This is a genomic window from Tepidanaerobacter sp. GT38 (genome assembly GCF_021991635.1).
Lineage (GTDB): Bacteria > Bacillota > Thermosediminibacteria > Thermosediminibacterales > Tepidanaerobacteraceae > DTU063.
This window is the reverse complement of sequence record NZ_JAFFJA010000043.1, coordinates 1-14378: the sequence shown is the minus strand read 5'-3', so window position 1 is coordinate 14378 and position 14378 is coordinate 1. Positions and strand designations below refer to the sequence as shown.

The window sequence follows — 14378 nt, the reverse complement described above, 5'->3', positions numbered from 1 at the left end:
TTAACAAATTTGTAACGTGTTTTGTTGTTTTTATTTTATGTCAAAGGTGACATTTTCATAGAATAAAATTACTCTTTTTTAAGTGACATTTTTACTGGTTATTGACATGAGACAGAGCATGTTCTCGGCTGGATCTACGTTGTAGTAGGAAATAAACAGCTCAATTCGTTACCTGAAGATATGAGACAAGCAGTACTTGAGGCGGCTGCAGAAGCACAAGTAATCGGAGATGAATTATTCCAGGCTGATACAGAAGCATGCAAGCAGCAATTAATTGATAAAGGAATGGAAATTGTCACTGATGTGAACAAAGAAGAATTTATAAATGCAATGGTGCCTGCTGTTAAGAATTTCTTAAATGATGAACAGAGGGATTTATACGAAAGAATCATGAACGTGGAGTAAAGAATGAATTTTTATATCAGATACAACCCACTTATTAGTGGGTTGTATCTGCCAATATATTTTAAAGAATATTTGCTAACAGTTGAATATGTTAAAATTTAAAGTAAAAGAGTTTGTTAGGCATTATTTTTGAAACTTTGTAATTATTTTCAAATCATCTTACAATATAAAAGTAGGAGTTGATGAACCTTGAAAATGGTCTTTAGATGGTTTGGGCCTGGATATGATAATATCCCTCTGGAATATATTCGGCAGATACCGGGGGTATCAGGAGTCGTTGCCACCCTTATGGATATACCGGTAGGAGAGGTCTGGCCTTTAGAAAGGGTTAAGGCCTTAAAAGAAGAGGTTACCAAACACGACCTTGAACTTGAGGTAATAGAGAGTGTAAACATACATGAAGACATAAAGTTAGGAGAAAGCACCAGAGATAAATATATAGAAAACTACATTGAAACAATGAAGAACCTATCACAAATTGGCATAAAGGTTATTTGCTACAACTTTATGCCTGTACTTGACTGGGCAAGAAGTGAACTTGCAAAGCCCTTACCTGATGGTTCCAATACCATGGCGTATAAGCATGAACATATTTTAAATATCGATCCTCAAAACCTCGTAGATAAAGTTGACAAGCAGTCTGGAGGATTTGAATTGCCTGGCTGGGAACCAGAGAGATTAAAAGAGATGTCGATTACAATTGAAAAGTATAAGAGTGTCAGCGAAGAACAATATTGGGAAAACATAAAATACTTCCTTGACAGTATTATTCCCTATGCCGAGAAATACGATATAAAAATGGCGATACACCCTGACGATCCACCATGGCCTATTTTTAATCTTCCCAGAGTAATTACCAGCAGGGATAACATACGTAAATTTCTTGACCTTAACAAGAGCCCATATAACGGTCTTACACTTTGCACAGGTTCCCTTGGGGCAAACAAGAACAATGACATTCCGGCTATAATAAGGGAATTTTCAGGTGAAGGAAGAGTGCATTTTGCCCATATTAGGAACCTGAAATTTGAGTCTGAAAAGGACTTTTATGAGAGTGCACACCTTTCTCAATGTGGTTCCTTTGACATGTTTGAAATAGTAAAGGCATTTTATGATACAGGCTTTACAGGATATATCAGACCTGACCATGGCAGAATGATTTGGGGAGAAACAGGTCGTGCAGGTTACGGTCTTTACGACAGAGCACTAGGGGCTACTTACATTCATGGATTATGGGAAGCCATCGACAAGATGAGCAAATAAGGGTTCTTACAAAAAAGTGACAGGACAGATGAGTGTAATTTTGGCCAAACAGTATAAGAATATTATTTAATTAGTTAGACTTGGTTTGATGCTTAAGAGCAATTTTTGTTGATGTATGAGCTTGAGAAACCAGCATTTCAGCTGGCCATTTCTTCAAGTAAAAAAGGCATTATTAATAATTATACTTTAGTGGAGTATGGCACAGCCTGCTTTTTCTTGATAAAAACAGAAAGTCCTTGACTCCAATATATACTTAGTCAGATACGCAGGATGCCAAGACTGTAGCGGGATATCGCAGTGATAAAAACTCTGGAACTTAGGCTCAGCAGTATTAGCATTAAATGCCCTGGGCGAAATTGCCGATATTGAAAAATTTGAGCCGGAATGTGGTAAAAAATACTCACCAAACAAAGACAAAACCCAAATTTACCAGAACAGATACCAAACATATTTAAAATATTACCAAATGACCGGCAACAAGAGGTGATAAAATGAATAATATCATCTTAAAATCTGATAACATTAGCGATCTTCAAATTAAAAACGCTTTAATACAATCCCTGTCAAACCTAAACAAAAAACTCAAAAAAGTATTATTACTACCGCCGGATATTACAAGATTCCACTCCCAAGGCGGGAAAATTACCTCCATGTATTATGACTTACTAAAAGACACATGCCAGGTAGACATAATGCCGGCAATTGGCACCCACATGCCAATGACCCATGAAGAAATAGAAATAATGTTTGGCAAAGACATTCCTAAAGAAAGATTTATTGTCCATGACTGGAAAAACGACATAGTAAAAATCGGCCAGGTGCCTGGAACCTATATAAGAGAAATATCAGAAGGCCTTTTAGATTTTTCAATAGATGTAGAAGTAAACCGAAGACTCGTAAACTCCGAATATGATTTAATTATTTCCATCGGACAGGTAGTTCCCCATGAAGTGGTAGGTATGGCAAATTACAACAAAAACATATTTGTAGGATGCGGCGGCAAAAGCATGATAGACAGTTCACACTTTCTTGGGGCAGTATATGGCCTTGAAAGGCTGATGGGTAAAGACCACTCTCCTGTTCGCAAAGTCTACGATTATGCTGAAAATAATTTCTTAAAAGGCATACCACTAGTATATGTTTTTACAGTCATATCCCAAAACCAAGGCAACAACCAATTATCAGGACTTTTTATAGGAAGAGATAGAAAGATATTTGAAGAAGCAGTTAAATTAAGCCAAGAAAAGAATATAACCTTTGTAGAAAAACCCCTGAAAAAAGTAATCGTATATCTTGAACCCGAAGAATTTAAGAGCACATGGGTTGGAAATAAAGCTATATATAGGACAAGAATGGCTATAGCTGACAATGGCCACCTAATCATAATTGCTCCTGGCGTCAGGCAATTTGGAGAAGACGAAGATAGAGACGTCCTAATTAGAAAATACGGATATGTAGGAAGAGACAAAATCCTTTCTTATACAAAAGAGAGCGAAGACCTTCAAAACAATTTATCGACAGCTGCACATTTAATCCACGGTTCATCAGATGGCCGCTTTAAAATAACTTACGCAACTGACATATTGACAAAACAGGATATAGAAAGCGTGGGTTTTGAATACATGCCTCTTGAAGATGCACTAGGGGCTTATGATATAAATAAATTAAGAGATGGATTTAACAGTCTAGAAAATGGCGAAGAAATATTCTATATAAGCAATCCGGCACTTGGCCTATGGGCCGATAAGAGCAAATTTTAAGTTTGGCTTTCCTAAAAGAAAGGGTGATTTTTGTGGGCAAATCTGATATCGCACTAATAGGCCTTGCGGTAATGGGACAAAATCTAGCACTAAATATTGCGAGAAATAGATATCAAATTTCAGTATACAATAGGACAGCAGAAAAAACCAAAGATTTTATAGAAACATCAGCCAAAGGCATAAAAAACATTAAAGGCACATATTCGCTGGAAGAACTTGTGTCAACACTTAAAAGACCCCGAAAAATAATGATCATGGTGAAAGCGGGGGACCCCGTTGATGCAACGATAAATGAGTTAGTGCCTCTATTGGAAAAAGGAGATATCATCATAGATGGCGGTAACTCCTACTTTAAAGATACAGTAAGAAGGGCAAAAGAACTTAATAAAAAGGGAATACACTTTATGGGCGTAGGAGTATCCGGTGGAGAAGAAGGAGCCCTAAAAGGCCCCAGCATCATGCCGGGTGGTCCAAAAGAGGCATGGCAAAAAGTTAGTCAAATTTTCATAGATATATCCGCAAAAACACCTGATGGAATGCCCTGCTGCGATTATATAGGCCCTGATGGCGCCGGCCATTTTGTAAAAATGACACACAATGGCATAGAATACGGTGACATGCAGCTTATAAGTGAAGCATATTTCCTAATGAAACAACTCCTTAACCTCTCTGCATCTGAAATGAAAGAAATCTTTGCTGCTTGGAATAAAAGTGAACTTAACTCATATCTAATAGAGATAACTGCAGACATCTTAGGGAAAGTGGATGAAGAAACAGGGAAACCCTTAGTAGACGTAATACTTGATAGGGCAGGGCAAAAAGGCACCGGAAAATGGACATCACAGGAAGCTTTAGACCTTGGCTCTCCAGCTCCTACTATAGCAGAAGCGGTTTTTGCGAGATACATGTCTGCAGCAAAAGACGAGCGCATTAAAGCATCACAAATATTAAAAGGTCCAGGTCCCTCATATAGAGATAATAAAGGCCAATTTATAGAAGATATCAAAAAAGCTTTATACGCATCTAAAATCTGTTCATATGCTCAAGGCTTTGACCTGATGGCAAAGGCATCAAAGACATATAACTGGAACTTAAACCTGGGCAATATAGCGCTGCTTTGGAGAGGAGGCTGTATAATCAGAGCACAGTTTTTGGATAAGATAAAAGAGGCCTATGAAGAAAATCCAAAGCTTCAAAACCTGATGCTTGCACCTTATTTCAAACAAAGCCTTGAGGACTGCCAGAGCGCCTGGAGAAATGTTGTAAGTACAGCAGCTTTAAACGGAATTCCTGTACCCACTTTCAGTTCAGCGCTAGCCTACTATGATTCTTATCGCACGCATACATTGCCAGCTAACTTAATTCAGGCTCAGCGAGACTTTTTTGGTGCCCATACCTATGAGAGAATAGACAAAGAAGGGATTTTCCATACTATCTGGGTATGACATATTTGATAAGTATAAAATATATGAAGCACAGATATAGCTAAAATACATTGACATTATACAGATATATCAATATAATCAAAAAAGATGGAAGAGAGATAGGGGAAAACTATGCTTGAAAAGTTAAAGAGGCATAAAAGAGAATATACCAGGGAATATGTTATAAGAGTATTGCGTCATAACATCATAAATCTAAATCTAAAGCCAGGGCAGTTAGTAAGCGAAAATGAAATAGCAGAAGCTTTAGGAGTAAGCCGTACACCGGTCAGAGAAGCCTTTCTGGAACTGTCCAGAGCATCATTGGTTAAAATATATCCTCAGAAAGGGACTTGCATTTCACCTATAGATATGGACATCGTCGAAGAAATACGTTTTATGAGATGTGCTGTGGAAAAAGCCGTAGCTAAATTGTGTTGTGATGTATTTACTGAAAGTGACATTGCTTACCTGGAGGAAAATGTTCGGCTACAAGAGGAATGTATTGCTGCTTCTAAAGATTACAAACACCTGCTTTCCCTGGATAACAGCTTTCATGAATATATGTTTAAAGCTTGCAATAAAAAAATGACTTTTGATATTATAAAAAGCACCATGGCACAATTCGACCGAGTGAGGATATTAAATTTCGTGGAAATGGATATGCAAATATCTGTTAAAGAGCACAAGCAAATATTTGAAGCTATTAAAAACAGAGATAAAGAAATGGCAGAAAAACTAATGGAAAAACACCTTACCAGGGTTATTTTTGACATGTCTTACTTAAGAGAGAAGCATCCTGAATATTTCAAAAGCGATTCGACACAAACTTCAAACGTGGTCTATGGCTATTAGCAAAAATCCGTTTTCCATTTTTTTAATATAGAAACCTTTTATACAATTTATTAATTTTGTTAGTTTAAAGACATCGTGAAAACAATTGCGATGTCTTTTTTGCTGCATAAAGGCACAAATGTCCCTATAGGCTTTTGTGAAGGAAAGTTTTAACCTGTCTAGTTATAGATTTTTACGATAAAACAAACAAAATCAAGCCTTCGTTCAATTTACTAATTTAATAAGCCTATTTTGCAGAAGGTTTTAGATATTATATTTTCAATTTATGATATAATATTGTTAATTAAATATATTTCGGCTCTTAAAAAATTTTTAGGGTGAAAAAAATGATTATTAAAGCTTCAACTCTATGTAATAAGAAAATTGTAGTTGTTCAAAAACCAAATAAGTTTTTTGCGAACACTGCAAAAAATAATTACGATTATGCAGTTTTACTAGATGAAAGAGGTTTTCCAGTTACACTATATTCTTTTTGTTATAACAACTATATTAGTTTGGAATCTGAATCAATATTTTCTTTTGTCTTAGAAGACGATGATATAGATATTGAAAAGGGGTTTGATATACCGCTTATAGTAAAAGACAAGTTAAATGAGATTATAGGCGTAATTGGCCCGAAAGAGTATATGAGTTTTTTACTTCGGCAGTTAAACTTAGTAAAAAAGCAATTAAATCAAGTAGAGACTGATTTAGATGCTTTTATGAGCTGTACTGATGATTTAGTCTGCATATCGGATGGTTATGGTTCCAAAGTCAGGATAAGTTCATCATGTGAAAAAATATATGGTATCAAGCCTGAAGACCTAATTGGCAAAAATGTTAGAGATCTAGAAAAAAAAGGTATGTATGCGCCGTCGGCTACTCGTTTAGTAATTGAAGAAAAAAAGCCGGTATCTATTACCCAGAAGACGAAAACTGGACGTACATTATTAGTAACGGCAATTCCGGTTTTTGATGAGCAAGGTGAAATCAAAAGAGTTGTTAGCATTTCAAAAGATATTACCGATGCAAATAAACTGAAATCAGAATTAAAGCAAACCAAACAGCTTTTGCGAAGGTATGAATCAGAACTGGCTACTCACAGGATTGAAGCCATGAAGGATTCTGAAGTGATTTATCGTAGCAAAAATATGGAAAAGCTATTAGAAATGCTCAAAAAGGTTGCAGCTGTAGAAACTACGATTTTAATAAATGGTGAAACCGGAGTTGGCAAGGAAGTTATTGCAAAATATATTCATAATATCAGTAATAGGAACAAAGGTCCTTTTATCAAGGTAAATTGCGGGGCTATCCCGGAAAATCTTATTGAGGCGGAATTATTCGGTTACGAGAAGGGAGCATTTACCGGAGCAAGGAGTGAAGGCAAACCTGGTCTAATTGAAGTAGCGAATGGCGGTACTTTGTTTTTAGATGAAATAGGCGAAATTCCACAATCTCTCCAAGTAAAATTACTAAGAGTGCTGCAGGAAAAAGAGTTTATAAAAGTAGGAGGAGTAAAAAACATCAAAGTTGATGTGAGAATAATTGCAGCTACTAATAAGGATCTAAAGAAAATGGTTAAAAACGGCGAATTTAGAGAAGATCTTTATTATAGACTCAATGTAGTTCCTGTTACTATACCGCCCCTTAGGGAAAGGCTTGTAGATATACCAATTCTTGCACATCATTTTTTAGTAAAATATAATGAAAAATACGGGTATGCAAAACAACTGACAAAAGAAGTAATCGAATGTTTTATGAAATATTCTTGGCCGGGCAATGTTCGTGAATTAGAAAATGTGGTTGAAAGATTAGTTGTAACTTCAGAAAGAAACCAAATAACAATAAATGATCTGCCTAATGAAATCTACAATAAAAAGGAAGAAAATAACTCGGGTGGAGTATTTGTGTCAAGACTGATGCCTCTTAAAGAAGCAACTGCCCTTATTGAGTATCAATTAATAGAGAAAGCTCTAGAAGAAGGGGGAAGCACATATAGAGCTGCCGAAATACTGGAAGTAGATCAATCTACAATTGTAAGGAAAATGAAAAAATATAGAACTCTAAACAGCTAGCTAATGATTTTTTGCATTATTATTATGACATTGATGCAAGGATTCATTGTGCTTACTGATAACATTTGTTTACAATAGCACTGCTATATACATTAACTCCTGCGAATTCTACGCAGGAGTTTTTTTGTTGGCATGAATGTTGCAAGTTAATAATCATAAAATCATAGAATGATTATAACAAAATATTAGGGGGTAAAAAAGTTGAGCGTGCAATACATTGAGGCCAGTGCAATGGAAAGGCTCAGCAAAACCAGTGACGGCATTGAATTGTGGTGGGACTCTAATCCACTAGTATATGAAAGGTGGTGCGAGAAATTTATTGAGTCAGTCGATGATGAAATTAAAGATCTAATCAAGGTGCAGTTAAAAAAGCTTTGGGATGAAAATGAAGATCCCTCAAACTGGGTGTTTAAAGGAGTAACCACAAATCCGCCTCTTACAAAAGCCGTTTTTGATAATCTGAGAGATGAGTGGAGACCTGTTATTAAAGAATTGACTAGGTTATATCCTGCTATGGACCATGAGCAAATTACGTGGGAAGCATACAAAGAAGCGTGCAAAAGAGGGGCATCACGATACCTAACTTTGTATGAAAATTCTGGGTATACTAAAGGTTTTGTCTCAGCTCAGGTTGATCCGAGACTTTTTATTGAACCTTTTACTATGGTTAAACAAGGTTTAGAATTGAGATCTCTGCAACCCAACATAATGGTAAAAGTTCCGGCAACACAAAGCGGGGTACTAGCTATTTTCTTACTTACGGCTTTAGGGGTTCCAACAAACGCTACACTTTGTTATAATTTGCCCCAAATTATGGCAGTCGCAGAAGCAGTCAAACTAGGTAAAGAAACAGGAGAAGCCCGTGGAGTAGATTACTCCAAATGGCGCTCTGTCATCACGATGATGATAGGAAGATTTGAAGACGCAAAGATTTTTGCGGAACAGGCAGAGGAGAGAGGTATCAGCCTAACAGAAGAGATGAAACGTTGGGCAGGCATAGCTGTTGCTAAGAAAGCCCACAGAATATTAGCCGAAAGAAATTATCCAAGCAAGCTGCTTATTGCCTCAAGCAGAGTAAGTCCTATTGTTAACGGGAGACAAGAAATATGGCATTTAGAAAAATTAGCAGGTGGCAACCTCGTTATAACAATGAATCCTGAATTAATTAAAGCCTTTATGCTCCATTATATCGACAGACCTATCGAAAGTAAAATTGATGAGCCAATACCAGAAGATGTAATGGCAAAACTCTTAAAAATTCCATATTTTGCTGAAGGGTATGGGGAAGATACGATAAAGCCAGAGGATTTTGAAACCTTAGAACCGACTCAAACGACTTATGCTCAATTTTCTAAGGCAATGATTCAACTTGAAGATTATATAGAGCAACTCTTTAGAGAGGTAAAAGAAAAAGTGTCATGATTATTGCAATAAAGCTGAGGAGGATTAGTTATGAATATTGATTCAGTTAAACTAAAAAGTTTAGAAAAACTGGCTGAGCAGATTAGGAAAGACAGCATTTGGATGAGCACAAGAGCAGGAACAGGGCATCTTGGGCCGGCTCTATCCATATCAGATATAATTGCAGTTTTATATGGCGAGATAATGAAATATAATCCGAAAAATCCGTCTTGGCCGGACAGGGATCGATTTATTTTGAGTAAAGGCCATGGATGTTTAGCACTCTATTCAGCCTTAGCTCAGTGTGGTTATTTTGACAGGGCATTACTGAAAGAATTTTGCAACAGGCTAGATACAATGCTGCCCGGACATCCGGAAAGAAAATTACCAGGTGTAGAGGCTAATACAGGATCATTGGGTCACGGCATTGCTATTGGCATGGGCATGGCTATGGCAGGAAAATTAGCTAACAAAGATTACAGGGTGTTCGTTATAACAGGCGATGGTGAGTTGCAGGAAGGCAGCAATTGGGAAGCTGCTATGGCAGCTGCCCATCACAAACTGGATAATTTAGTCGTTATAGTTGATAGAAACAAACTCCAATTAGGTGATTTTACAGAAAATATTAGCCAGCTTGAACCACTGGCTAAGAAATGGGATTCCTTTGGATGGGCGGTAAAAGTAATCGACGGTCATAATATCAAAGAAATAACAGATGTTCTCAGCAGCATTCCACTTACCAGAGGTAAGCCGTCTGCAATAATTGCTAGCACAATAAAAAGTAAAGGCTTAAAGTTTGCTGAAAACAAAGTAGAGTGGCATTATAAAGTTCTTACTGAACAGCAATATAAAGAAATTAAAGATGAATTATCATTGGAGGAACTTGCCTATGAGTAAAATTCAAACAAAATCAACGAGGGTAGCCTTTGCGGAAGCTTTATCAGAAGTAGGGAGAAGCAATTCAAAGGTTGTAACTATAGCAGCTGATTCCCAGTCACGTCATGGTGAATTTGTTAGGGAGTTTCCTGAAAGAAGCTTTAATGTAGGTATAGCCGAACAAACTATGATAGGAGTAGCTTCAGGCTTTGCACTTTCTGGCTATATACCTGTTGTGACTTCATATGCTAATTTTTTAGCATTTAGAGCTATAGAACAGATAAGAGTAGATGTTGCAACAGAAAGCCTAAATGTAAAAATGGTAGGTACCGATACCGGATTTTCATCCCAATGGCTAGGCTTTACCCACTTAGCCCTAGAAGATATGGCAGCTATTAGTGCTTTGCCAAATATCGTTATAATTGACCCTGCTGATGCCGTAGAAGCCTTTGAAGCCACTAAAGCAATATTTGACTACGATGGTCCTGTTTACATGCGAATAAGAGGAAGGAAAGAAGAACCGATACTTCCAATAAAATCTCGTAAGTTTGAAATAGGAAAGGCACAAGTCCTAAAACCTGGTAAAGATATATTGATAATCGCCTGTGGCAGTTCTGTTTACGATAGTCTCCAAGCTGCAGAAATATTAAAAGATAAAAATATAGATGCCATGGTAGTAAATATGGCAACAATAAGACCTATAGATGAGAAAGCCCTGTCAGACTTAATTCCATCTTTTACAAAAGTAATCACCGTTGAATGTCACAATATTAGAGGAGGCCTAGGCAGCACAATAGCTGAGTTTATATCAGAAAGAGGAATTAATACCCAGCTTTTAAGAATGGGTGTGAAAGAAAGATTTGGCATGGCAGGTTCAGATGAAATGTTAAAGCAAGCATTTTCCTTGGATGGACCTGGGATAGCCCGAAGCGCAGAGAAATTTTTAAATGAAAAATGTGGGAGGTAATGTAAATGAAAATTGCAATAGGATCAGATCATAACGGATTTGCCCTAAAGGAGCTTATTAAAGAACATATAGCTTCTAAAGGAATAGAAGTTGTAGATTGTGGCGTGAAAGATGAAAAACCCGTAGATTATCCGGATATAGCCTTATCAGTTTCAGAAAAAGTTGCATCAGGAGAATTTGACAGAGCTATCCTGATTTGCGGGACAGGAATAGGGATGGCGATTGTGGCAAACAAAGTTCCAGGAGTAAGAGCTGCTCAGGTTTACGATGTATATTCAGCGGAGCGTGCTAGAAAAAGCAACAATGCTCAAGTAATAACACTAGGAGCTCAAGTTACAGGTCCTGAGCTGGCCAAGAAACTAATTGATGCTTGGCTAGACTCGGAGTTCCAAGGTGGCAGGTCTTTGCCTAAAGTGGAAAAAATAAATGAGATAGACAAACAATTTCGCAAAGCATAGTGAAGGCTAGTGTAAAAATTTATAAGGTCAAAAGTAGGAAATGTGCAGCTATAAATAAAAAGAGACCCCACCGCCCTTAGATGGATGAATTTAAAAACTCAAAAGGGTGAGGTCCACATGAAGTTAATTCGACTTATTTTTTAAAATTCCTGCTTGTTTGTAGAAAATAATCAGCTTATTGGATAGTAAAGACCCAGAAAGAGAAATTAGAACAGAAGTACTATAAAGTTGCAGGCACACATAAATATGCTAGAATTAAATAGTGTTCCTCAAAAGTGGAGTTCCTGTGTAAAATAAGCTACAGAGGGTAATGAAGATAATGAACAAAAGTGAGATATAATGAAGAAAGAGGTGATTATGTGCACAGATATGAATGTGACCTGCACTGTCATACAGTGCGTTCCGATGGAAATGCTACACCACAGGAGTTAATTGATAAAGCAGCTGAAGTAGGGATGAAGGTCATTGCTATAACAGACCATGATATACCACCTCCAACAACACTAGAAATAGGAGGCAAAACAATAGACATAAAGGGGTACGCCAAAGAAAAAGGTTTAGAGTTGGTTTTGGGCAATGAATATTCATGTGACACATATGTTGATGATGTTCACATTTTGGGGTATGGCTTAAGCTGGAATGATGATAAAGTTATCCAAGAAGTTGAGCGGGCAAGAAGGAGCAAATCAGATGCTTATAAAAAACTGTGTGAAGTATTAACAGAAAACGGTATGCCGGTAGATTATGAAAACGAGATTCTAAAATATATTGATGAAAATGGCAATGTAAGATATAGGAATCCCGATGATGTTGAAAGAAAGCATATATTTGAAGTTATGGCAAAAAAGGGCTATGCGCCTACGTGGAAAGACGCCAAAATATTAGTAAGAGACAATCCAGCATTAAATGTAAAGCGAGAAAAAATCAAGCCATCAGATGCCATAGAACTGATTAAAGCATGTGGTGGTGCTGCAGTTCTTGCCCATCCCTATCTAATAGATGAAGTGATAGTATATCCTGATGGTAAAAGACTTACAAGACATGAATATATTAACAAGCTAATCGACTATGGTCTAGATGGCATCGAAGTAAATTATCCTTATAGCAAGACCAGTTACAAAGGCAATTTACCAGATGCTAAAATCGCTGCCGAAGTCAAAGAGACATACCAAGGAAAAGTAAAATTTTTCACTGGTGGGTCGGATTATCATGCAGATGAGAAGAAAGGCATCGCAAATGCTAGATTTATTGGTGAAGGTGGTATATCTTACGAAGAATTTGCAAGAATAAAAGATTACTTAATTAGGAGTGGTTGAGAATGCCATTAGTTGACAGCAAAGCAATGCTCATATATGCACAGAAAAATGGATTTGCGATAGGTGCTTTTAATGCAAACAACATGGAAGTTGCTCAGGCTATTGTAAGCGCCGCTGAAGAGGAACAAGCTCCAGTAATTGTACAGATTAGCGAGGGCGCAGTAAAATATGCAGGGGCCCACTGCATGTTTTCGATAGTAAAATCTCTGGCAGAGCAAACTAGTGCCCCTGTTGTTTGTCATCTGGACCACGGGGTTAATTACCATACTGTCATAAAATGCTTAAGGGTTGGTTTTACTTCTTTGATGTTTGATGGTTCTTCTTTGACATTTGAAGAAAATATCAAGATAACTAAGGAACTAGCTAAAATAGCTCACTCCGTTGGTATACCTTTGGAAGGTGAAATAGGAAAGATCCCCGATGCGGCTAAAGGACCTCTGTCGCAGGAAGAGATAAAAAGATATCTGACTACCCCTGAGGAAGCAAAGGAATTCTTTGAAAGTACGGGGGTTGATTCTCTTGCTGTAGCAGTGGGCAGTGCTCATAGGGTTAAAGTTCAGTCAGTTTCGCTGGATATAGAGAGAATAGCTAGAATAAGAGAGAGTGTTAATGTACCTTTAGTTTTACATGGAGCATCTGGAGTTTTGGATGATTCTATTGAAAAAGCCATAAAAGCAGGAATTGCAAAAATAAATTTTGCTACGGAACTCAACAAAGCATACACTGAAGCATTAAAGCATATTTTTAACAATAAACCAGAACTGATAGATGTGAGAAAATATGGTGAGTTTGGCCGAGAAAAAGTCAAGGAAGTAGTTAAGGACAAGATTCGTCTTTTGGGGTCTTCAGGGAAAGCGAAGGAAATATTAAATGAAATCATCAAAAATGAATGTGCAATAAATGCAAATTCATTTGAAAGAGAGATAGTCGAATAAGTAATACAAATAATGTCTATTGCAAATTAGAATTAGATTACAGGCTTTATCGCAGAAGTAGGAGACATTGAAAGATTTGACCACCCAAAAAAGGTACAAAAACTAGCCGGCCTAAACCTAAAAGAAAACAGTTCCGGCAAACACAAAGGCCAAACAACAATAACAAAGCGTGGTCGGAAGCGACTAAGAAGCATACTGTTTAGCACCATAATGCCTATAGTAGCCAAAAACAAAGAATTTCAACAGCTCCATAAATATTACACAACCAGAAAAGAAAATCCCCTAAAAAAGAAACAATCACTGATAGTGCTATGCTGTAAACTAATAAGAGTTTTCTTTGTGATACTAAAAACCGGTGTAAAATATGATCCAGTAAAAATGATGAATGACATAAAAAGACCTATATTACAGGAAGTAGCTTAAAGCATTTAACACATATTAGAAATTGTATATCGTAGCAGCTCCTCTATCAAGGGCAAGGACTACGTCTCGGCAGAAGCCGACCCTTGACAGACTCGCTTCTACGATAACAGTAAATTTAAGTGTCAAATCTAAATATTTCACCTTATTGATGATTTGAACATTGACAACAAGAGCCGGAATTGTCAGGTAAAATATTTCACCATAAGGGCAACGACCCAGTAAAGGAGCAAAGCTGACATCCACC

Annotated in this window: 13 protein-coding genes and 1 pseudogene; 13 read left to right on the top strand and 1 reads right to left on the bottom strand. The window is 37.1% G+C overall.

Going from position 1 to position 14378, the window contains the following annotated elements; all coding sequences use genetic code 11:
- Nucleotides 1-132: 132 nt before the first annotated feature.
- The 13 genes and pseudogenes from JT739_RS07160 to JT739_RS07100 all read left to right on the top strand — a co-directional run.
- Complete coding sequence (locus JT739_RS07160) at nucleotides 133-405, top strand: hypothetical protein (protein WP_237660422.1); 273 nt, start codon at nucleotides 133-135, stop codon at nucleotides 403-405.
- A 189-nt stretch (nucleotides 406-594) separates the two neighbouring features.
- Nucleotides 595-1668, top strand: a complete 1074-nt coding sequence (gene uxuA / locus JT739_RS07155) for a mannonate dehydratase (RefSeq protein WP_370642599.1) — start codon at nucleotides 595-597, stop codon at nucleotides 1666-1668.
- Nucleotides 1669-2159: 491 nt separating this feature from the next.
- A complete protein-coding gene (locus JT739_RS07150; protein ID WP_237660419.1) occupies nucleotides 2160-3428 on the top strand; it encodes a lactate racemase domain-containing protein in 1269 nt (422 codons plus the stop codon).
- A gap of 32 nt (nucleotides 3429-3460) precedes the next feature.
- Nucleotides 3461-4873: an NADP-dependent phosphogluconate dehydrogenase gene (gene gndA / locus JT739_RS07145; RefSeq protein ID WP_237660418.1), complete on the top strand. Its 1413-nt coding sequence runs from the start codon at nucleotides 3461-3463 to the stop codon at nucleotides 4871-4873.
- Between the two features lie 111 nt (nucleotides 4874-4984).
- Nucleotides 4985-5704: a GntR family transcriptional regulator gene (locus tag JT739_RS07140; RefSeq protein WP_237660417.1), complete on the top strand. Its 720-nt coding sequence runs from the start codon at nucleotides 4985-4987 to the stop codon at nucleotides 5702-5704.
- A gap of 326 nt (nucleotides 5705-6030) precedes the next feature.
- Entirely contained in the window at nucleotides 6031-7758 is a 1728-nt protein-coding gene (locus tag JT739_RS07135) for a sigma-54-dependent Fis family transcriptional regulator (RefSeq protein WP_237660416.1), read from the top strand.
- Nucleotides 7759-7965: 207 nt separating this feature from the next.
- Complete coding sequence (locus JT739_RS07130; protein WP_237660420.1) at nucleotides 7966-9180, top strand: transaldolase family protein; 1215 nt, start codon at nucleotides 7966-7968, stop codon at nucleotides 9178-9180.
- A gap of 30 nt (nucleotides 9181-9210) precedes the next feature.
- Nucleotides 9211-10056: a transketolase gene (locus tag JT739_RS07125; protein WP_237660415.1), complete on the top strand. Its 846-nt coding sequence runs from the start codon at nucleotides 9211-9213 to the stop codon at nucleotides 10054-10056.
- Complete coding sequence (locus tag JT739_RS07120) at nucleotides 10049-11002, top strand: transketolase family protein (protein ID WP_237660414.1); 954 nt, start codon at nucleotides 10049-10051, stop codon at nucleotides 11000-11002. Before JT739_RS07125 ends, JT739_RS07120 begins: the two co-directional genes overlap by 8 nt.
- Before the next feature lie 5 nt (nucleotides 11003-11007).
- Complete coding sequence (gene rpiB, locus JT739_RS07115; RefSeq protein ID WP_237660413.1) at nucleotides 11008-11460, top strand: ribose 5-phosphate isomerase B; 453 nt, start codon at nucleotides 11008-11010, stop codon at nucleotides 11458-11460.
- 359 nt (nucleotides 11461-11819) lie between these two features.
- Nucleotides 11820-12776 (top strand): PHP domain-containing protein, encoded by a 957-nt coding sequence (locus tag JT739_RS07110; RefSeq protein ID WP_237660412.1) that lies wholly within the window; start codon nucleotides 11820-11822, stop codon nucleotides 12774-12776.
- A 2-nt stretch (nucleotides 12777-12778) separates the two neighbouring features.
- Nucleotides 12779-13711, top strand: a complete 933-nt coding sequence (locus tag JT739_RS07105) for a class II fructose-bisphosphate aldolase (protein ID WP_237660411.1) — start codon at nucleotides 12779-12781, stop codon at nucleotides 13709-13711.
- Between the two features lie 42 nt (nucleotides 13712-13753).
- Nucleotides 13754-14134, top strand: a pseudogene (locus JT739_RS07100) (transposase); the annotation flags it as partial.
- Between the two features lie 15 nt (nucleotides 14135-14149).
- Here JT739_RS07100 and JT739_RS07095 read toward each other — a convergent pair.
- The coding region (locus JT739_RS07095) for a hypothetical protein (RefSeq protein ID WP_237660410.1) at nucleotides 14150-14378 on the bottom strand (229 nt) is incomplete at its 5' end.

What these genes read in the sequence shown, in the direction of transcription:
- JT739_RS07150 (WP_237660419.1), top strand. Translation starts at nt 2,160, where the DNA reads ATGAATAATATCATCTTAAAATCTGATAACATTAGCGATCTTCAAATT.
- JT739_RS07140 (WP_237660417.1), top strand. Translation starts at nt 4,985, where the DNA reads ATGCTTGAAAAGTTAAAGAGGCATAAAAGAGAATATACCAGGGAATAT.
- JT739_RS07135 (WP_237660416.1), top strand. Translation starts at nt 6,031, where the DNA reads ATGATTATTAAAGCTTCAACTCTATGTAATAAGAAAATTGTAGTTGTT.
- JT739_RS07125 (WP_237660415.1), top strand. Translation starts at nt 9,211, where the DNA reads ATGAATATTGATTCAGTTAAACTAAAAAGTTTAGAAAAACTGGCTGAG.
- JT739_RS07120 (WP_237660414.1), top strand. Translation starts at nt 10,049, where the DNA reads ATGAGTAAAATTCAAACAAAATCAACGAGGGTAGCCTTTGCGGAAGCT.
- rpiB (WP_237660413.1), top strand. Translation starts at nt 11,008, where the DNA reads ATGAAAATTGCAATAGGATCAGATCATAACGGATTTGCCCTAAAGGAG.
- JT739_RS07105 (WP_237660411.1), top strand. Translation starts at nt 12,779, where the DNA reads ATGCCATTAGTTGACAGCAAAGCAATGCTCATATATGCACAGAAAAAT.